The sequence below is a fragment of the Pseudomonas marincola genome, from assembly GCF_900682675.2.
Classification (GTDB): domain Bacteria; phylum Pseudomonadota; class Gammaproteobacteria; order Pseudomonadales; family Pseudomonadaceae; genus Aquipseudomonas; species Aquipseudomonas marincola.
Map to the genome: position 1 here is coordinate 4,694,923 of NZ_LR215729.2, position 19,858 is coordinate 4,714,780.

General features: G+C 58.4%; 18 protein-coding genes. 13 read left to right on the top strand and 5 right to left on the bottom strand.

From position 1 onward, the window contains the following. The first annotated feature begins 198 nt into the window (after nucleotides 1-198). From uvrD to PMYSY11_RS21515, 5 genes are all read left to right on the top strand, one after another. On the top strand, nucleotides 199-2,394 hold the full coding sequence (uvrD, locus tag PMYSY11_RS21495; RefSeq protein ID WP_150547935.1) for a DNA helicase II: 2,196 nt from the start codon (nucleotides 199-201) through the stop codon (nucleotides 2,392-2,394). A gap of 33 nt (nucleotides 2,395-2,427) precedes the next feature. Beyond that, on the top strand, nucleotides 2,428-3,540 hold the full coding sequence (locus tag PMYSY11_RS21500; RefSeq protein WP_150547936.1) for a TRAP transporter substrate-binding protein: 1,113 nt from the start codon (nucleotides 2,428-2,430) through the stop codon (nucleotides 3,538-3,540). 161 nt (nucleotides 3,541-3,701) lie between these two features. After that, on the top strand, nucleotides 3,702-4,541 hold the full coding sequence (locus PMYSY11_RS21505; RefSeq protein WP_090512422.1) for a Tim44 domain-containing protein: 840 nt from the start codon (nucleotides 3,702-3,704) through the stop codon (nucleotides 4,539-4,541). A gap of 133 nt (nucleotides 4,542-4,674) precedes the next feature. Then, nucleotides 4,675-5,043, top strand: coding sequence for a VOC family protein (locus PMYSY11_RS21510; protein ID WP_150547937.1), 369 nt, complete (start codon nucleotides 4,675-4,677; stop codon nucleotides 5,041-5,043). A 125-nt stretch (nucleotides 5,044-5,168) separates the two neighbouring features. After that, nucleotides 5,169-5,576: an SMI1/KNR4 family protein gene (locus PMYSY11_RS21515; protein ID WP_069899988.1), complete on the top strand. Its 408-nt coding sequence runs from the start codon at nucleotides 5,169-5,171 to the stop codon at nucleotides 5,574-5,576. Between the two features lie 82 nt (nucleotides 5,577-5,658). Here PMYSY11_RS21515 and PMYSY11_RS21520 read toward each other — a convergent pair whose 3' ends face one another. Together PMYSY11_RS21520 and PMYSY11_RS21525 are read right to left on the bottom strand one after the other, a co-directional pair. Further along, entirely contained in the window at nucleotides 5,659-6,306 is a 648-nt protein-coding gene (locus tag PMYSY11_RS21520; protein ID WP_069899989.1) for a GntR family transcriptional regulator, read from the bottom strand. A 63-nt stretch (nucleotides 6,307-6,369) separates the two neighbouring features. Continuing rightward, nucleotides 6,370-7,149, bottom strand: a complete 780-nt coding sequence (locus PMYSY11_RS21525) for an SDR family NAD(P)-dependent oxidoreductase (protein ID WP_150547938.1) — start codon at nucleotides 7,147-7,149, stop codon at nucleotides 6,370-6,372. A gap of 134 nt (nucleotides 7,150-7,283) precedes the next feature. On the opposite strand from PMYSY11_RS21525, the gene PMYSY11_RS21530 reads away from it, so the two are divergent. The 5 genes from PMYSY11_RS21530 (at nucleotide 7,284) to PMYSY11_RS21550 (ending at nucleotide 12,422) form a co-directional block, all read left to right on the top strand. Further along, nucleotides 7,284-8,675 carry an aspartate aminotransferase family protein gene (locus tag PMYSY11_RS21530; RefSeq protein ID WP_150547939.1) on the top strand — a complete coding sequence of 464 codons (1,392 nt, stop codon included), beginning with the start codon at nucleotides 7,284-7,286 and terminating at the stop codon, nucleotides 8,673-8,675. A gap of 68 nt (nucleotides 8,676-8,743) precedes the next feature. Beyond that, complete coding sequence (locus PMYSY11_RS21535) at nucleotides 8,744-10,111, top strand: glutamine synthetase family protein (protein WP_150547940.1); 1,368 nt, start codon at nucleotides 8,744-8,746, stop codon at nucleotides 10,109-10,111. Nucleotides 10,112-10,435: 324 nt separating this feature from the next. Beyond that, nucleotides 10,436-11,194 (top strand): SDR family NAD(P)-dependent oxidoreductase, encoded by a 759-nt coding sequence (locus PMYSY11_RS21540; RefSeq protein ID WP_150547941.1) that lies wholly within the window; start codon nucleotides 10,436-10,438, stop codon nucleotides 11,192-11,194. 185 nt (nucleotides 11,195-11,379) lie between these two features. Then, entirely contained in the window at nucleotides 11,380-11,862 is a 483-nt protein-coding gene (locus PMYSY11_RS21545) for an acyl-CoA thioesterase (RefSeq protein ID WP_150547942.1), read from the top strand. Nucleotides 11,863-11,957: 95 nt separating this feature from the next. Further along, nucleotides 11,958-12,422 (top strand): DUF3301 domain-containing protein, encoded by a 465-nt coding sequence (locus PMYSY11_RS21550; RefSeq protein WP_150547943.1) that lies wholly within the window; start codon nucleotides 11,958-11,960, stop codon nucleotides 12,420-12,422. A 15-nt stretch (nucleotides 12,423-12,437) separates the two neighbouring features. On the opposite strand, the gene PMYSY11_RS21555 is transcribed toward PMYSY11_RS21550, so the two are convergent. Next, nucleotides 12,438-13,316, bottom strand: coding sequence for an alpha/beta fold hydrolase (locus tag PMYSY11_RS21555; protein ID WP_150547944.1), 879 nt, complete (start codon nucleotides 13,314-13,316; stop codon nucleotides 12,438-12,440). Between the two features lie 64 nt (nucleotides 13,317-13,380). After that, nucleotides 13,381-14,358, bottom strand: a complete 978-nt coding sequence (locus PMYSY11_RS21560; RefSeq protein WP_150547945.1) for a CobW family GTP-binding protein — start codon at nucleotides 14,356-14,358, stop codon at nucleotides 13,381-13,383. Nucleotides 14,359-14,476: 118 nt separating this feature from the next. Between PMYSY11_RS21560 and PMYSY11_RS21565 the strand changes: the two genes are divergently transcribed. From PMYSY11_RS21565 to PMYSY11_RS21575, 3 genes are all read left to right on the top strand, one after another. Further along, complete coding sequence (locus PMYSY11_RS21565) at nucleotides 14,477-14,830, top strand: NADH:ubiquinone oxidoreductase (protein WP_150547946.1); 354 nt, start codon at nucleotides 14,477-14,479, stop codon at nucleotides 14,828-14,830. Nucleotides 14,831-15,244: 414 nt separating this feature from the next. Beyond that, entirely contained in the window at nucleotides 15,245-17,161 is a 1,917-nt protein-coding gene (locus tag PMYSY11_RS21570; protein ID WP_150547947.1) for a putative nucleotidyltransferase substrate binding domain-containing protein, read from the top strand. Beyond that, entirely contained in the window at nucleotides 17,158-17,895 is a 738-nt protein-coding gene (locus PMYSY11_RS21575) for a 3'-5' exonuclease (RefSeq protein WP_090512446.1), read from the top strand. The genes PMYSY11_RS21570 and PMYSY11_RS21575 overlap by 4 nt, the downstream gene beginning before the upstream one ends. Nucleotides 17,896-17,977: 82 nt before the next feature. Here PMYSY11_RS21575 and PMYSY11_RS21580 read toward each other — a convergent pair whose 3' ends face one another. Continuing rightward, entirely contained in the window at nucleotides 17,978-19,645 is a 1,668-nt protein-coding gene (locus tag PMYSY11_RS21580) for a BCCT family transporter (protein WP_069899999.1), read from the bottom strand. Between the last annotated feature and the right edge of the window lie 213 nt (nucleotides 19,646-19,858).

A 19,858-nucleotide genomic window follows, 5' to 3' on the forward strand; every position in this document is an offset into this window, starting at 1 on the left:
CTAGCCAGATGAAAATCTCAATCTGAGACGGAGTATGCCGCAATAGTGGCCCCTTGATGCCACCTTGCTCACTTCTTGAAACTTATCTGCTACTCACATCACCTTTATGTACCGCTTGTCCGCTGGCCGGTTATTCGCGGCACGTATTAAAGCTCACGGCGGTTTGCCCAATATGGCGCAGCCCCCTAGAATGCCGCGATGCATGATGACATCTCGTTTCTCCTCAACTCTCTCAACGATGCCCAGCGTCAGGCCGTAGCGGCCAGCCTTGGCCGTCAGTTGGTTCTGGCCGGCGCAGGTTCCGGCAAAACTCGCGTGCTGGTGCACCGTATCGCCTGGCTTATTCAGGTCGAGCATGCCTCGCCGCACAGCATTTTGTCGGTAACATTTACCAACAAAGCAGCTGCGGAAATGCGCGCGCGTATCGAACAAATGCTCGGTCACAGTCCAGCCGGCATGTGGGTGGGTACGTTCCACGGATTGGCGCATCGCTTATTGCGCGCGCACTGGCAGGAAGCAGGACTGGCGGAAAACTTCCAGATCCTCGACTCCGACGACCAGCAGCGCATGGTCAAACGGGTTATCCGCGACCTTGGCCTTGATGAGCAACGCTGGCCCGCACGTCAGGCGCAGTGGTTTATCAACGCCCAGAAAGACGAAGGCCTGCGCCCGGACAATATTCAGCCGGCGGGTGATCACTACCTCGCCACCATGCTCAATATCTACAAGACCTACGAAGAAACCTGCGCGCGGGCCGGAGTCATCGACTTCTCCGAACTGCTGCTACGCGCGCTGGATCTGTGGCGCAACAAGCCCGGTTTGCTTGAGCACTACCAGCGCCGTTTCAGGCACGTACTGGTCGACGAATTCCAGGACACCAACGCCGTGCAATACGCCTGGCTGCGGATTCTCGCCAAAGGCGGTGACAGCTTGATGGTGGTCGGCGATGACGATCAGTCCATCTACGGCTGGCGCGGCGCCAAGATCGAAAATATTCAGCAGTTCTCCAGCGACTTCGCCGACGCCGAGATGATCCGTCTGGAGCAAAACTATCGCTCCACGGCTGGCATTCTCAAGGCCGCCAATGCCCTGATCGCCAATAATCAGGGACGCCTCGGCAAAGAGTTGTGGACCGAAGATGGCGACGGCGAACCGATTAGCTTGTACGCCGCTTTCAACGAGCACGACGAAGCCCGTTACGTGGTTGAGTCGATCGAAGATGCGTTGCGCAAGGACGGTCTCAAGCGCAGTGAAATCGCCATTCTGTATCGTTCCAACGCCCAGTCGCGGGTGCTTGAAGAAGCCCTGCTGCGCGAGAAAATCCCCTATCGCATTTATGGCGGCCAGCGCTTCTTCGAGCGCGCCGAAATCAAGAATGCGATGGCCTACATGCGCATGCTCGATGGCCGTGGCAACGACGCCGCATTGGAGCGGGTAATCAACGTTCCAGCCCGCGGCATCGGCGAGAAAACTGTCGAGCAGATCCGCGAATATGCGCGCACCCACGACGTCTCGATGTGGCACGCGATCACCCTGATGCTTGAGCATAAAGCTCTGCCGGGCCGTGCCTCGGGGGCGCTCGCCGGTTTTATCGAGCTGATAGAGAACCTGGCCGCCAAAGTCGCCGAAATGCCGCTGCACCTGATGACCCAGACCGTTATCGAGCAAAGCGGCCTGATCACTTATCACAAGGCTGAAAAAGGCGAAAAAGCTCAGGCACGGGTAGAAAACCTTGAGGAACTGGTGAGCGCAGCGCGCGCTTTCGAGAATCACGAAGAACCCGAAGAAGACCTGACACCGTTGCAAGCATTCCTCGGCCATGCCTCGCTTGAAGCAGGTGATACTCAAGCAGCCGAAAACGAAGACAGCGTGCAACTGATGACCCTGCACAGCGCCAAAGGCCTCGAATTCCCGCTGGTATTTCTGGTGGGCGTCGAAGAAGGTCTGTTCCCGCACAAGATGAGCCTCGATGAGCCGGGCCGCCTTGAAGAAGAACGCCGTCTGGCCTACGTGGGCATCACCCGGGCGATGCAGAAGCTGATTGTCAGCTATGCCGAAACCCGTCGCCTGTACGGCAGTGAAACCTATAACAAAGTCTCGCGCTTTATTCGTGAAATACCGCCGGCACTGGTTCAGGAAGTACGCCTTTCCAACAGTGTTTCCCGGCCTTTCACCAGCAACAACCGCAACATGGGCGGCACCAGCATGTTCGCTGGCTCCGAGGTTCCGCAAACCCCATTCAGCCTGGGCCAGCGGGTACAACACTCATTGTTCGGCGAAGGCACCATTCTCAATTTTGAGGGTGCCGGGGCGCAGGCGCGGGTACAGGTTAATTTTGAAAGCGAAGGAAGCAAGTGGCTGATGCTCAGCTACGCCAAGCTAGAAGCCTTATAAGCACCACAACTGTCACTCTGGGGAGACACATTGATGAACCGCCGCACTCTGCTCGGCGCCGCTGCCGCGCTACTCGCCGCCTTCGGCATGACTGGCTGCAAGGAAGAAACCAGCCCTGCAAAGCAGGCACCCGCCGCTACCGAGGCCGCTGCAGCACCTGCAACCACATTCCACTGGAAGATGGTCACCGCCTGGCCAAAGAACTATCCGGGTCTGGGCACTGCGGCGGAGCGACTGGCTGAGCGCATTGCGACCATGAGTAACGGCCGTCTGACCATCAAGGTATACGCCGCAGGCGAGTTGGTTCCGGCGCTGGAAGTGTTTGATGCTGTGTCTCGCGGCACCGCTGAAATCGGCCATGGCGCGGCGTACTACTGGAAAGGCAAAGTGCCGGCAGCGCAGTTCTTCACTGCGGTGCCATTCGGTTTATCAGCCAGCGAAATGAATGCCTGGCTGAGCAAGGGCGAAGGCCAGAAACTCTGGGACGAAGCCTATGCCCCGTATGGCGTGAAGCCGCTGGTAGTGGGCAACACCGGCATGCAGATGGGCGGCTGGTACAACAAGGAAATCAACTCGCTGGACGACCTCAAGGGTCTGAAAATCCGCATGCCGGGTTTGGGTGGCGAAGTGCTCAGCCGGTTGGGCGCAACCACCGTCAACCTGCCGGGCGGCGAAGTATTCACCGCGCTTGAAACCGGTGCAATTGATGCCACCGACTGGGTAAGCCCTTACAACGACCTGGCATTTGGCCTGAACAAGTCGGCCAAGTATTACTACTTCCCGGGCTGGCAGGAGCCGCAAGCGGTGCTCGAACTGCTGGTCAACCAGAAGGCGCTCGACAGCCTGCCAGCCGATCTCAAGGCGATTCTTGAAGAAGCCACACTGGCGGCCAATCAGGACATGATGGATGACTACGTCTATCACAACGCTGTTGCCCTGGCTGAACTGAAGAAGCAGAACGTGGTACTCAAACGTTTCCCGGATGAAGTACTGGCTGCCATGAAAGCCAAGTCCGGCGAAGTACTCGATGAGCTGGCCAGCCAGAACGAGTTGAACGGGCGTATCTGGACTTCGATGAAGAACTTCCAGAAGCAAGTGACGCCGATGCACGAAGTGGCTGAAAAAGAGCTGTACGACTGGCGGTAACCCTCCTCCTCCAAACCCTCGCAGCCAGAAACTGCGGGGGCTTGGCCTGTTCGGTAAAAAGCCGAAACATTCTCTGTCTGGTCTTCCTTCCCTGCCTGGCGCAGTATCCCGCGCAAAGCTCCATTGTCAGCTAACCACTCATAACCAAGAGAAATTTCCTAATGCAGCGTTTTCTCAGCCTTGCCATGGCCTTGTGCCTGGCGATGACTTTTAGTCTTCACGCCGAAGCCAAACGTTTTGGCGGCGGAAAATCTTTCGGCTCCGCGCCGAGCCACCAAACGCGTCAGGCAGCACCTGCATCGCAACCAACCGCCGGTGCAGCAAAGGCTGGCGGTGCGGCCGCCGCTAGCGGTGCTTCTCGCTGGTTGGGCCCATTGGCTGGCCTGGCAGCGGGTGGTTTGCTGGCGTCGATGTTCATGGGTGACGGCTTTCAGGGCATGCAGATTTTCGACTTCCTGATCATCGGCCTGATCGCTTTCCTGGCTTTCCGCTTTATCGCGGCGCGCCGTCAGGCTGCTCAGCCACAAACTGCCAATGGCGCCCCGATGTCGCGTGAAATGCCGCAAGCAGCGCCAGCCGCTTCGATTTTCGGTAACAACGCCGCTGCCGCCAAGCCGGTAATCAACGCGCCTGCCTGGTTCAACGAGCAAAACTTCATTGCCGCTGGCCGTGAGCACTTCCTGAGCTTGCAGCAGCACTGGGACGCCAACGAAATGGACCAGATCAGCGAGTTCGTAACGCCGCAACTGCTTGAGTTCCTCAAGCGCGAGCGTGCAGAGCTGGGTGATGCCTTCCAGTCGACTTACATCGACGACCTCAACGTGCAACTGGATGGTGTTGATGACCAGAGCGACAAGACTATCGCAACGCTGACCTTCAGCGGCCTGTCGAAAACTTCACGCTTTGATCAGGGCGAAGCCTTCAGCGAAAGCTGGCGCCTTGAGCGTGAAACTGGCGACAACCAGCCTTGGATTGTTGCCGGCATTCGCCAGAACGCCTAAAGCCAAACCCCGGTCGTTACCGCCGATTGCAGGGCTGCCTATTCAAGGTAGTGATCTGCAACCGGTTGTAGCACCGGGGTTTTTCTTTTCGGCTAGAGTGGCTTGATCAATCCAACACAAAGAGAGCACTCGCATGATCGGATACACCACCGTAGGTTCCAATGATCTGCCAAAGGCCAAAGCCTTCTATTCAGAACTGCTCGGCGAAATGGGCTGCAGCGCACTGATGGATCTGGGCCGCATCGTTCTGTTTGGCAAAGCACAAGGCCAGCCGATGTTTGCCGTTTGCACCCCGTTCAACGGCCAGCCGGCAACTGTCGGCAACGGCAACATGGTGGCATTGGCGCCCGGCTCGCGCGCAGCCGTCGACAACCTCTATGCCAAAGCCATGAGCCTGGGCGCCGCCTCGGAAGGCGAACCTGGCGAGCGTATGCCCGGTTTCTACGGCGGCTACGTGCGTGACCTCGAAGGCAACAAGCTGGCATTCGTGCACATTGGCTAAATTTCCTCGCCACTGGACTGTTTGCCTGCGCTTGGCTGCTGTATAAAGCGCCCATCAGACGCTAATGCGCGGCTTATTCAGCGCGCATTCATACTGCCAGCCATCCGCCTCTCAGGAGCCTGCCCGTGGAAGAAATAATCGATCAACTGCGCGAATTGAACGAACCCGTGCCAGTGCCGCTGGAATTGCCGGAAGAAGAAACGCTGGTCGAAATTCAGGAACAAATCCTCATCCATCTGCCGTTTGGCCTGCATGAATTTCTGCTCAAGGTCAGCGACGTGGTTTACGGTCGTCTGGAGCCGGTCACGGCTTGCGACCCGCAATCACACACCTACTTACCGGAAGTCGCATCAGTTGCCTGGTCGTTGGGCGTACCGCGTGAGTTGGTGCCGCTCTGCGAAGACCGTGGCAACTACTACTGCGTAGAAGAAGACGGCACTGTCGTACTCTGGGAAGCCGACACCGAAGAGCTCAACGAAGAGAGCTGGGAATCGGTCTGGCACTGGGCGCGAGACGTCTGGCTGGAAAGCTGATCAGAAACCTGGTCATGCAAGCCACAAAGGCCCTTGAGCGATCTGCTTCAAGGGCCTTTGTGCTTTAAGCGCCGGTCATTTATCAGGCGGGTTCCAACGCCAGCAGATTGAGCAAAAAACGCCCAAAGTAAGTTAAATCCTGCTCAACTGCGTGGCGCACGCCTCGGCTATCCCCAGCCTCAAGGGCTTGCAGCGCCTGCAAGTGAAAGTCATTCAAACGCGGCGACAGATCGGCCTCGGTGAACAGCCGATTGAAGAACGGCCCGACTTGCAGCCACAGCGACTCGATCATCCGCAGCAGAATCGGGTTGCCGCATGCGTGGTAGAGAATCAGGTGAAACTGGCTGTTCTCGTGCAAATACTTGCTAAGGTCACGGCCTTCCAGCGCCACCTCCATTTGCTCGACACAGCGGCGCAATTGAGCGATTTGCTCAGCGCTTAAGCGCTCGGCAGCCAACTCGGCGGCCTGGCCTTCGAGATTAAGCCGAACCTGCAAGATATGCTTGAAGCGTTCGTCGGTCATCAACGGTACGCGCACCGAGCGCTGCTGCTCGCCTTCCAGTGCGCCTTCGGAAACCAGACGTTGTAACGCGGTGCGCACGGGCATAGGGCTGGAACCCCACTGCGCGGCCAGGTCACGAATCTTCAGGCGCTCGCCGGGCATATATTGGCCGCTCAACAACGCCTGTCGAATGTTCTGGTAAAGAGTTTCTTGCAGGTTGTCACTCATCAACCACCTCCGTAGCGGGCGGTGCGGGCAACTGACTGAACGTGAGTAAACAGTTATTCATGGTTACGGGGCCTTGTTCTCGATAATGCAATTTCCGCCATCGACCACCAGCACTTCGCCGGTGATGTAACTGGCTTCCGGGGAGGCTAAAAATGCCACGGCGCTGGCCACCTCTTGAGGTTTACCGGCGCGGCCGATTGGCGTGTATTTGGCTGCCTCGACCTCTTCTGCGGTGCTGGAACCGGTAGCAATCCAGCCTGGAGCAACACTGTTGACGGTGATGCCCTGCTTGGCCACCTCCAGCGCCAATCCCATGTTCATGCCGAGCATCCCGGCTTTGGCAGCGCTGTAGGCCGCCTCACCCGGATTACTGCCGCGGGTGCCGGTGGTTGAGCTGACATTAACGATGCGCCCGTAACCGCGCGCCTGCATGCCGGGCAATACGCTACGAGTCAGCAGGAAGGCAGTCGTCAGATTGCGCGCCAGCGATAAGTTCCAGCTGACCAGATCGGTGCTTGCCAGCGCCGAGAACGGTTCAGGGCTGCCCAACATGGCCATCCCGGCATTGTTCACCAGAATGTCGATGCGCCCCCAAACGCGCTCAGCCCACGTCACCAGTTGCTCGACTTGAACCTCATCCGTGAGATCGGCGGGCCGGCCTTCTACGCAGAATCCTTCACGGCGCAACTCAGCCACGCGCTCGGCAATTCGGGCGCTGCTGGCGGTGATGATCAGCTTTACCCCGGCACGGCCCAAGCGCCGGGCGATGGCGATTCCAATACCGTCCGGGCTGCCTGCACCGCTGATAAGCGCAACTTGTCCTTGCCATGCTGAATCAGTCATCTCACACCTTTGTGATCACATAGTTAGGCAGACACTAACAAATCAAACAGCTTGTCGCAGCAAATAAACCGGCTATTGACACAAATGTGATCACAAATACAAGATGTGCAAAAATTCGAACGAGGTGTTCAACCATGACAGCCAGCGGCATCAGCCCATCCGCCGTAGAAACTTTCAGCCAGCGCGAGCGCGAGCGGTTTCTGGCCCGCAACCCGAAATCTGCGGCATTGGCAGAGCGCGCCCGACACTCGCTGTACGGTGGTGTGCCGATGCACTGGATGGCCGACTGGTCGACGCCGGTTCCGTTGTTTGTCGAGCGCGCCAAAGGGGCTCGCTTTTATGATGTTGATGGCCACGAGTACACCGACTTCTGCCTGGGCGACACTGGCAGCATGTTCGGCCACTCACCAACGCCGGTCGCCCGCGCCATGGCCGAGCAAGCCGAGCGCGGCCTGACCACCATGCTGCCCGGCGAAGATGCGGTGGTGTGTGGCGAGTTGCTTGCCGAGCGTTTCGGCCTGCCGTACTGGCAAGTCACCGCGACCGCCACCGACTCCAACCGCTATGTGCTGCGCTGGGCGCGGGCCATTACCAAACGCAACGTGTTGCTGGTGTTTGATGGCTGTTATCACGGCACCGTGGACGACGTCATGGTGCGCAACCAGAACGGCGCCACCGTGCACCGCTCGGGGCTGGTCGGCCAAGCGTATGACCTCACGCAGTACAGCCGTTCGATCCCGTTCAACGATGTCGACGCACTGGAAGCTGCTTTGGCTCAGGGTGATGTCTGCGCACTGCTGTGCGAACCGGCCATGACCAATATCGGCATGGTTTTACCCGAGCCAGGCTTCATGCAGAAATGCCGCGAGCTGACGCGCAAATACAACAGCCTGCTGATCATCGACGAGACGCACACCATCTCCACTGACATCGGCGGCTGCACCCAGCTGTGGCAACTTGATCCGGACTTCTTCGTGGTCGGCAAACCGATTGCCGGCGGCATGCCCTGCGGGATTTTCGGCTGCAGCGCGGCAATGGCAGAAGCCATGCAAGAGGTGCAGAAAGCCGGTAGCGAAAACAGCCACGGCCATGGCCACAGCGGCATGGGCACCACCCTTTCAGCCAACGCACTGGCAATGCATTGCATGCGCGCCAACCTCGAACAGGTAATGACCCCGGGCGCCTACTCGCACATGTTGCCGCTGGCCAAGCGCCTCGCCGATGGCTTTCGCGGGTTGATCAACAAGCACCAACTGCAATGGTCGGTGACCGAGCTGGGTGCACGCAGCGAGTTCCAGTTCTGCGCGGTCTCACCGAAAACCGGCGCCGAAGCCGAAGCGGCATTTCACGATGAACTGCAAATGGCCCTGCACCTGTACTTGATCAACCGGGGCATTCTGATTACCCCGTTCCACAACATGACGCTGTGCTGCCCGGACACCAGCGCGGAAGACGTCGACCGCCTCATCAGCACGCTGGACCAGGCGCTGAGCGAGTTGCTGGCCATCCCCGGTGCGCGCGAATAAGTCCAACCCCGACAAATTTATAAGGCGCAGCGCGGCCGCCCAGCCCGGCGCCTTTGGTGAGAAAACCCATGCAATTCGCTCAGATTGATGAAGCCCGCGACTTCCTCGAAAACAATCCACAGGTTCGCAGCATCGAATTGATGCTGTTCGACGCCAACGGCATTCCGCGCGGCAAGTTGTTGCACCGCGATGAACTGCTGGCGATTTATCAAAACGGCCGCGCCCTGCCCAGCTCGATTCTGGCGCTGACCATTAACGGGGAAGACGTCGAATCCAGCGGGCTGGTCTGGGAAGTCGCCGATGCAGACTGCTGGGCTTATCCACTGCCGGGCAGCCTGTGCCTGCAACCATGGCGCAACGTACCGACTGCGCAGCTGCAAGTGAGCATGCACCCCGAGCGCGGTTTACCAGCCGCGCCAGCAGACCCGCGTCACGCGCTGATTCGCGCGATAGACCGGCTCAAAGCCGAGGGTTATCACCCGGTCATGGCGGTTGAGTTGGAGTTCTACCTGCTGGATAAGCAGCGCGACGCTAACGGTCGCCCGCAAGCCGCCCTGCAGAGCAATGGCGTGCGACCGCAAGCGCCGCAAGTGTACGGCGTGTATGAGCTGGAGCAGTTGCAGCCATTCCTTGATGACCTCTACGCTGCCTGCGAGGCGCAAGGCTTGCCGGTACGCACGGCCATTTCGGAATACGCGCCAGGCCAGCTCGAACTGACTCTGGAACACCGCTTCGATGCGCTGCAGGCGATTGACGAAGGCATGCGCTACAAGCGACTGGTCAAGGGCGTTGCCAGTCGTCATGGATTTCAGGCGTGCTTTATGGCCAAGCCATTTGGCGATTTGTCCGGCAGCGGCTTGCACATGCATGTCAGCCTCGCCGACGAGCAGGGCAATAATCTATACGCCAGCGAAGGCCCGCACGGCACCGACCTGCTCAAATATTCGGTAGGCGGCATGATGGCAACGCTCAACGACATGCTCGCGGTGTTCTGCCCGAACGCCAACTCGTACCGCCGCTTTCAGGCCAACAGCTACGCGCCGCTGGCGAAGAGCTGGGGCGTCAACAACCGCACCGTATCGTTCCGCGTGCCGAGTGGGCCGGCCAACAGCCGTCATATCGAACACCGGATCTGCGGTGCCGACGCCAACCCGTATCTCGCCGCCGCAGCGATCTTGAGTGGTATCCACAAAGGCATCCACGAGCAAATTGATCCGGGAATGCCTGTGACCGGCAATGGCTACCAGCAAAGCCACGAAACCCTGCCGACAGACTGGCTAACTGCACTGCGCTCGCTGGAGGCTTCGAGCTGGGCCAAGTCGGCGTTCGGCGAGGATTTCCTCAAGGTCTACCTGGCCATCAAGTGGGAAGAGTTCGGCCAGTTCATGGGCGAAGTCAGCGAGCAGGACTGGCGCTGGTACCTGACTCACGCCTGAGTTTCCTCGTGGCGAAATGCCCGCCGGTGCTGCGTTTGCAAGCAAGCATCGGCGGATTTTCAGGCAGGACGAACGGATACGTCTTCGATACAGCCGGGCGCATCTGCCATCAGCAATTGATTCCCGGCACCTGAACGGGATCGCTCTGCTGGAATTTAAATCACTCAAGCCAATCAAATCTCCCAGCAGAGTTGGCCGCAGCGTATATGCTCAGGACAACCCGGCCAGCCGAGTGCACAAAGGTTGCTCACGCAGGCCTACGGCAAGCATCATGTTGCGGCACAGCAACAGCACGGAACCATCCCAACCCGGAGGAATGTCACTATGAGCACCCCTGTTGTCTTGATCACTGGCGCTGCTGGTGGACTTGGTCGGGCCATTGCCAAGCGCTTCTCAACGAGCCATTGGCGCGTGACAGCGACAGACGTCGACAAAAGTGGGCTGCACTCACTCAACACATTGGTGCCGTTGGATTACAGCGCCACGGCCGATCTGCGCAGCGCCAAGAACTGCCACGATTTGATTTCGGCGGTGATGGCCAGTGCTGGCCGTATCGATGCCGTGATCAACGCCGCCGGCGTGTGGCGCGAAGGGCCGGTCGAGAATTTTCAGGAGGACGACTTTGATCAGGTAATGGGCGTCAACCTCAAGGCAGCCTTCTACCTGAGCCAGGCGGCGATTCCATTCCTCAAGGAAAGCCGTGGCGGCATCATCAATATCTCCAGCGATGCCGGACGTCAGGCCTATCGTGGCTCAGCGGCATACTGTGCGAGCAAGGCTGCACTGGTGATGCTGAGCAAAACCATGGCACTCGAATTGGCCGAGTTTGGCGTGCGAGTCAACACTGTGTCGCCCGGCGATATCGCCACACCGATGCTCGACTATCAAGCCGAACGCTACGGCAATGGCAACCCCAAAGCCTACAAACGCGAGCTGCTCAGCCAGTATCCGCAAGGGCGTGAAGCGCGCTTCCTGCGGCCCGAAGAAATCGCCGAGCTGGTCTGGTACCTCTGCCAGCCACAGGCAGAGGCAATTACTGGCGCCGACATGGCCATCGACTTCGGCCTTTCTGCCGGCAAATAAGCTTGAATTTTGCATCCCTTACAGGCCCTGCTTAAGTAGGGCCTGTGTCTTTGTGGCGCGGGCTAATTTGCACTGCTTTGCCCCGTAGCGATTAAATATGCCCTGATTAGTGACCCTCAAACGCCAGCGACACTCTGATCAGTAACATCCCCGAGTTCTCACCCCCGCATAAAGAGCCTTAGCCAATGGAAGCCGGAAACGCGCAACTCTCGATGACCGTCCTGATGACCCCGGACATGGCCAACTTCTCAGGCAAGGTACACGGCGGCACCCTGCTCAAATACCTCGATGAAGTCGCTTATGCCTGCGCCAGCCGCTATGCCGGCTGCTATGTGGTGACCTTGTCGGTTGATCAGGTAACCTTTCGCGAACCGATTCAGGTGGGCGAGCTAGTGACGTTCCTGGCTTCGGTCAACTACACCGGCAACACCTCGATGGAAGTCGGCATCAAGGTCATCACCGAAAACATTCGCGAACGCTCGGTACGCCACACCAACAGTTGCTTCTTCACCATGGTCGCGGTGGATGACAACGGCAAATCGATCAAGGTACCGCCGCGTCAGCCGCAAACGCCCGAAGAGCACCAGCGCTTCCACAAAGGCCAACGGCGCCGGGAGATCCGCCAGGAAATGGAACGCCGCTACAAACAGCTGAAAGACCTCGGCTAATCACCGGCACAAGACAGCCCTGTGCATGGCTGGCAGAATGAGTTAACCCGCAACGCTATTGCGCGAAGCTGCCAGCGCGCACCCGGAGCCAAGTAATGCTGACCCTCGGCAACATTTTTGTACTGATGCTGCTGGCAACAGCCGGCGCCTGGCTTTGGCACGCCCACGGTTTACGCGAAAAGACGCTGGCGCTGGTCAAGGCGCATTGCGCCAAAGCCGATATCGACCTGCTGGATGAAAACGTCGCGCTGCGCAAAATTACCTTGCTGGCCGACGCCCGTGGGCGCAAGCGGCTGGCACGCATCTACAGTTTCGAATTCACCGTCACCGGTGAGCAGCGCCATGTCGGTCGTGTGGTCATGTTTGGCCAGCAGATGGGCCGCATCGAACTTGAGCCGCATCCATTTCGCCAACCCATGGGTGATGGCCCGCAAGTGATCAATGCACGACCGGCTCCGCCGGATACAAGTGCGGAGCAACCGAATACGCCCCGTCCGCGGACTTCGCAGGTGATCGAACTGGATCAGTGGCGCCGCCAGCATCGCCCGCCCCGCGACTAACCGAGGCAAACTTTCTCAGCTATTCCCGAGCAGGGCCGCTGTAACCCGGGCGGCTGTGTTCTCGGGCTGTTCCTGCATGAAGCAATGCCCGCCAGGCACAGTATGCGCACTGACATGCGCATTACTCGCGCACCAGCGTGCAACTGACTTGGCCACAAACGGATACGTGTTCTGCCCGACTATTACCTGCGTCGGCGTGATCACGCGAGCCAACGACGGCCAGAGGCGCCTGGGATAGGAGCCAAAAATATCGGCCTCGCGACTGGGTCGACACTTGAGTTCGACAGCGTTGTCGGTGTCTTTCAGCGCATGGTTGATGTAAGCCAGAAATGCCGGCTCAGTCCAACCGCGGAACATCCCACGATTATGCAGGCTGGCATACGCCGCGTCCCGATCCGGCCATGTACTGCGCCGTTTCAGTGCTCGGGTGGCCTGGCCGTGACGCTTGCTCAAACCAGTAACATCAGACAGCGCCATAACCCCGATCATGGCCTTGCTAAACAGCACCGGATCGAGCAACACCGCGCGTTTGAACAACTGCGGCTGCTGGGCCAGCATCAGGCTGGTGAGCACGCCGCCAAAGCTGTGGCCGACGGCATAGCGCTCAACATCGGCAAACATCGGGGAGCCAACGGCGAAGGCTTCAAGGGCCAGCTCGGCGCTGCGATTCCACCCATGAAAGCGCCCACCGTGATCACTGTCGCCGTGGCCCTGAACATCACACAGCCACAGATCAAAGTCCGCTGCCAGCAACTCCAGCATCGGCTCATAAACACGCCCGCAGTAGCCGTTGCCATGAATGAAATGCAGCACGGGTTTGCCGCTGGGCGGCGTATGCCAGCCGCGCAACGTGAAACCTGCTGAGCTTTCGTGTGACCACTGAATGAGTTGCATAGCCTGCGCCTGTAAAAATCAGCGCGCAGTTTAACCAGCGCCCGCCTGCTGGCGAAAGCGCAACTCAAGCGCCAGAGGTATCCAACACGCAGCGGCTCACGCCAGCCGTTAATGCCTGAGCGTCTTGTGCGCTGCTGAAAATCAGTTCAAGGCGTGAGTCCTTGCGCCACTCGCTGGGTTTGAAGTGCAGCGCTTGTTGCGCCAGCGCATTGGCCGAGTAGCAGCCTTGCGCCGTTTGCAGCAACAACTTGGCACGACGCCACGGCAACCCGAGCAAAAACGCCTCGATGCGCGACAGTTCAAAATGCTGACCGGGATGCCAGCGCCAACCGATACTCCAACCCTCGGCTTGCTGCTGAACCTGGGTGATGGGTTGCTGCGGATTTTGCCAAACCTGACCCAAGGCAGGGCCAGTCGCAGGCAAGGCGATGGACTGTTCGCCAGCGACTGCCGAGTACTCAATGCCCGGCAGTTTGGCCAGCGCTAACTGGCCCTGCGTGGTCCATACAATTGAGTTATCCACAAACTGCGCGGCCACACTGAGCTTATCGCGTGAAGTCAGACTCTCTGCCTTGTTAAGCACCAGCAATCCGGCTTTATCCACAGCCTGCTGCTGGCTCTCAGGCAATGCAACTCCCTGCGCCAACGCAGCCGCATCCAGAACCATGACCAACGGCTGCACTGCCAGCACATCTTGCCAAGGCGGCGCTTGCAGTTGCTGGAGCAGACTTTTCGGATGCCCAAGCCCGGATGGCTCGATAAACAGCCGATGCGGTTTGACCTTGCGCAGCAGTCGGCTCAGCCCCACCTGAAACGGCACGCCGTTGACGCAACACAGGCAACCTCCCGCCACTTCGGCAATTGCCAGGCCGTCTTCATCGCGACTCAACAATGCGGCGTCCAGGCCGATCATGCCAAACTCATTGATCAATATCGCCCAGCGTTCGTGCGCGGGACGCTGCGCCAACAGATGATCGATCAGGCTGGTTTTACCGGCGCCAAGAGGCCCTGCTATCAAGTGAGTCGGAATGTTCTTGAGCATGGCCTGAACCTGTTCTTGTGAGGCAAATATAAGCAGCGCGATCACAGCATCGCAGGGCGGCGCTGACGCAGAAATGGCGTCGTGCTAGAGTCGCCGGAATTGATCCGGAGGTGGCCGCATGCGTTGCTTTGCAGTACTGGCGTTGAGTGTAATGTCGAGCCTGGCTTGGGGCGAGGCCTGTGTTGTGCACACTCAGGCGCAACGCCTGGACGTAAAAGTTTGCCAGCAGAACCGCAGCATCCCACCCAACCTGTTCCGCAGCGGCTTCTGCAAGCCCGAACTCAAAGGGCAAAAGGTTGATGTCGCCTTTGTTGAGCAATGCCCGACAGGCGCGTTCGGCGTCTGCCGCAATGCCAAAATCAACGGTACGCCGTACCAGCAAGATATCCACTATTACGGCGTCGCCAGCGACAGTAACTTCCTCACGCCCTTTTGCGAGCAACAGAGCAAAGGGGTGTGGATGAGCCGCTAGGACCACGTTGCAAACGCTCAACGTTTTCACCAATGCCACAAAAATTACACATTAGTGTCATCTGCAAAGTGCTTAATAACAGCGGGAGACTCACGCCCCTGCTGATCATGTGTTGGCAGAACATTAATGGTGCTTAGGACCGCGATCTTCGCGGTCTTTTTTTGTCTGCGATTTGCCTTGGCCTACTCCATTGCACTGACAACCGGGCAGATCTGTCATCTGCGCAGCGCCTGAGCCCCGGCTTCTCAGCAACTGAACTCTCGAGAGAGTTCCACGTGGAACCTATTGAAATAACAGCAACTTTTGATAGAACAACCCGGCAGGAGGCCCGACAAACAAACAGTGGCCCTCTGAACAGGCTATAACCTGTATCGTTGACCCTAATTGTCGAAAGTTGCAACACGCGAGGATCGCATGCAAATCGAGTTGATCGAAATCAGGGACCACCTAAGTCGCTTTCCGCCGTTTGATGGCCTGCCGGAAGATACGCTGGACGAGATAGCGCCTCAGGTCGAGATCAAGTACTTCAAGGCTGGCACTGACATCCTCAGCTATGGTGCCCCGATTCATGATCTGCACTATGTGCGCTCGGGCGCAGTCGAGATTTATCGGCGCGACGGCGACCTCTACAACCGCCTGACCGAGGGCGATATTTTTGGTCAGTTCGGCCTGCTGCGTAACAACAAAGTCCGCCTGCCGGCGCGCGCAATTGAAGACAGTCTGATCTATTTTTTGCCCGCGGCGCTGTTCCATCAACTGTGTGATAACCATGACAGCTTTGCCGACTTCGTCGAAGCCGAAGGTCAGTCGCGCCTGAAGTCCGCTGTCGACTCGCATGGCAAGGCCAGCGACCTGATGAAGATCAAGGTGCGCAAGCTGGTTAGTCGTATGCCGGTAACCGTTGGCCCGCGTGCAACGGTGCAGGAAGCGGCGCAGGCGATGACGCAAGAAGGCGTCTCATCAGTACTGATTGTTGATCCCGACTCAAGCTGGCCCAATCCTGAGCGAGTCGAGCCTTTGGACAAGCCTGTTGCGAGCATGATCGGCATTGTTACCGACCGCGATTTCCGTACTCGCGTAATCGCCGAAGGCCTGCCGCCAGAGACGTCCGTGTGTGATGTCATGACCGCTCACCCGATCACTGTGCAATCGGATGACACGGTGTTTGAGGCCATGCTGCAGATGCTGCGCAACAATATTCACCACCTTCCGGTGCTCAGCCGGCGGCGGCCGATTGGCATGATCAACCTGGCGGATATCATCCGCTACGAGTCGCAGAGCAGCCTGTATCTGGCTAACAGCATCTACAACCGCAAGTCGGTCGCCGAGTTGCAGGCACTGGTGCCGGATCTGCGCTCCACGTTCCTGCGCATGGCCAACGAGGAAGCCAGCGCGCACATGATCGGCAGCGCGATGGCTGGCATCGGCCGGGGCTTTACCCAGCGTTTACTGGAGTTGGGCGAGGAACAATTCGGACCGCCGCCCGTGCCTTACAGCTTCATGGCTCTGGGCTCGATGGCGCGCGACGAACAGTTGATTGTCACCGATCAGGACAACGCGATGGTGCTCGACGACAGCTTCGACCCGAAGCTGCATGACGAGTACTTCCTCAAGTTGGCCACCTTTGTCAGTGATGGCCTCGCCGCCTGCGGGTATAGCTACTGCAAGGGCGGGATCATGGCGACCAATACCAAATGGCGCCAGCCATTGCGGGTGTGGAAGCGCTACTTCAATGACTGGATCGACAAGCCCAGCGCCCAGACCTTGCTCAATGCCTGCATTTTCTTCGATCTCGACAGCGTCTACGGCAATGCCGATCTGGTTGAAACACTCAAGGAACTGCTCGCCGACAAGGCCAGCAACAGCCCGCTGTTTCTCGCGGCGCTGGCGCGTAACGCACTCAATCGAACGCCGCCGTTGGGCTTCTTCCGCACCTTTGTAATGGAAACCGACGGCCAGCAGAAACACATCATCAATCTCAAGGGCCGCGGTACGGCGCCGCTGACTGACTTGATCCGTGTGCACGCGCTGGCTTGTGGCGCGACCGCGCAAAACTCGCTGGAACGCCTAGATGCCATCGCCGCCACCAAACTGATGCCGCAGGAGGCGATAAACCACCTGCGCTATGCATTCGAGTTCCTGTCGATTGTGCGCATCCGCCATCAGGCGCTGGAGTTGGAAGAAGGCCGCGTACCGAACAACTACATCGAGCCCGAGAAAATCTCAGCCACTGACCGGCACAATCTCAAAGAGGCCTTCCAGGTACTGAGCAACGCGCAAAAGTTTCTTCGCTTCCGCTACCCGGCGCATCCGGCAGGTAAGTCGAGATGAGCCTGTTCATGCCGCGTGAGCGCGAGCCGCAAACAGTTGCGCCAAACTGGCAGGCGCATCTTGCAGCGCTGGCGGAAACGGCCAAGGACTCACATTTGCGCGGGTTTTATGCCGCCGGTGTACCCGCAGCAGACACGCCAATACGCGACGTGCCGATGATTGCGCTGGATGTCGAAACTACCGGTTTGCAGGTCGGCACACATTCGATTGTCAGCCTGGGCCTGATGCCTTTCGACCTGAACCGGATTCATTGCGGCCAGAGTAAATACTGGGTAGTAAAACCGATGTCTGAACTCAGCAGCGAGTCGGTGGCGTTCCATCACATTACCCACTCCGACATTGACAATGCCCCCCGCCTCACCCATATCTTCGAGGAGTTACTCGACGCTATGGCCGGCAAAATTGTGGTGGTGCATTACCGCAACATCGAGCGTGAGTTTCTTAATCATGCGGTGCATGTACACCTCAATGAAGGCCTTAGTTTTCCGGTTATCGACACCATGCAACTGGAGGCTCATTTACATGGCAGCCAGTTGAAGCAGAGCTTGTGGAGCAAATTGCTGCGCCGCCAACCTTTGTCGATTCGCCTGGCCGACAGCCGCCTGCGTTACAACCTGCCGCATTATCAGGCGCATCACGCGCTGACCGATGCAATGGCAACAGCAGAGCTGCTGCAAGCGCAGATCGCCACGCATTTCTCGCCTGACACGCCACTCGGCGATCTCTGGCTGTAAAGCAGCCCGAAAGACTTGAACAGCGCCCAATAAAAAGGCGCGTCCGAAACCGGACGCGCCTTTAGTTGTAGCAGCGAGCGATTTACCGCGGCTCGGACATCAAGCCTTTGACGATGGCAATACAACCCACCAACAGCACCACGGTAAACGGCAAGCCGGTCGAAACAGACATTGCCTGCAAGGCGCCGAGCCCGCCACCCAACAGCAGGGCGATGGCCACGATACCCTCGATCAATACCCAGAACACCCGCTGTGGCACCGGCGCATTGACCTTGCCGCCTGCGGTGATGGTATCGATTACCAGAGAGCCGGAGTCGGACGAGGTGACAAAGAACACCACCACCAGAACGATACCGATGAACGAGGTGATCTGCGCCAGCGGCAACTCAGCCAGCATGGCGAAGAGTTTCAGTTCCAACGCAGCATCCTGCACGCCGGTAAAGCCGTCAGTGACCAGCTGGCCGATGGCGGTGCCACCGAAGGCAGTCATCCACAATACCGACACGATTGAAGGCACCAGCAATACCGAAACGAGGAATTCGCGAACGGTACGGCCACGGCTTACGCGCGCGATAAACATGCCGACAAATGGCGACCAGCTAATCCACCAGGCCCAGTAGAAGGCAGTCCAGCCTTGCGTGAAGTTGGCATCTGCCCGGTTGAACGGGTTAGACAACTCGGGCAGGTAGGTGGCATAAGCCGCCAGGTTGCTGAAGAAGCCGGTGAAGATCGCCAGAGTAGGCCCGACGACAATGATGAACGCCAGCAGCAGGAAGGCCAGGCCCATGTTGATCTCGGAAAGGATTTTCACACCCTTGTCGAGACCCGCAAGCACTGACAGCAAGGCGATGCCGGTGATGCCGACAATCAAAAATACCTTGTTGGCATTCGACACCGAGAAGCCAAACAGGTGGTGCAACCCGCCCAGCGCCTGCTCGGCACCCACACCCAGAGAAGTCGCCAGACCAAACAGAGTGGCAAATACCGCCAGGATATCGACGATGTGGCCCGGCCAGCCCCATACACGCTCGCCCAGCAGCGGGTAGAAAATCGAGCGGATGCTCAGGGGTAAGCCTTTGTTGAAGGAAAACAGCGCAAGCGCCAGACCAACAACCGCGTAGATCGCCCACGGGTGCAGGCCCCAGTGGAAAATGGTTGCAGCCATTGCCAGGCTGGCAGCGGCTTTGGGATCACCCTCGGCACCGCCCAATGGCGCCCAGTCGGTACGCACGCCATCTGCGCCCACGGTAATGCCGCCCATTGCAGATGAGAAATGCCCCATCGGCTCGGCAACGCCGTAGAACATCAGCCCGATACCCATACCGGCGGCGAACAGCATGGAGAACCAACCGATATAGGTATAATCCGGCACGGCCTCTTTACCGCCCAACCGCACCCGGCCCAGCGGCGAGACGACCAGAGCGATACACAACAACACGAAGATATTACCGGCGCTTAGGAAGAACCACGCCATGTGGTGGGTCAGCCAGTCCCGCAGGGATGTAAACAGCGGTTCTACTTCTGTTTGCAAGGCCATCGTCAGTACGACAAACAACACCACGACCAACGCCGAAATGCTGAAAACCTTACTGTGGATGTCCATGGAAAACAGGAACTTACCGGTGTAGTTGTCCTGCCCGATAACATAATCCGTGTCGATCAGATTGGACTCGCCGCTAGGCGCGGGAATACTGTCTGGCCGGTCATCAACTGGCTTTGCAGCAGGGTCTTGCGAAGGGTCTTGGCCCATGAATAGCTCCTTTTCTTGGTCTTGCTGACAATCATGTGCAGCTTAAATCCGCACAACTTTCAGCCGACTCGCAATCGACTCAACCAACCATACTAACAGTCATGCGCCAATCGTGCAGTCTGGGGGACTACTACTCTGCACAAGTCCAGCCAATTAAACTTTAGACTAACGCCAGCCAATCACTGCACTATCTCTGCTCTGAAGGCTCAATAA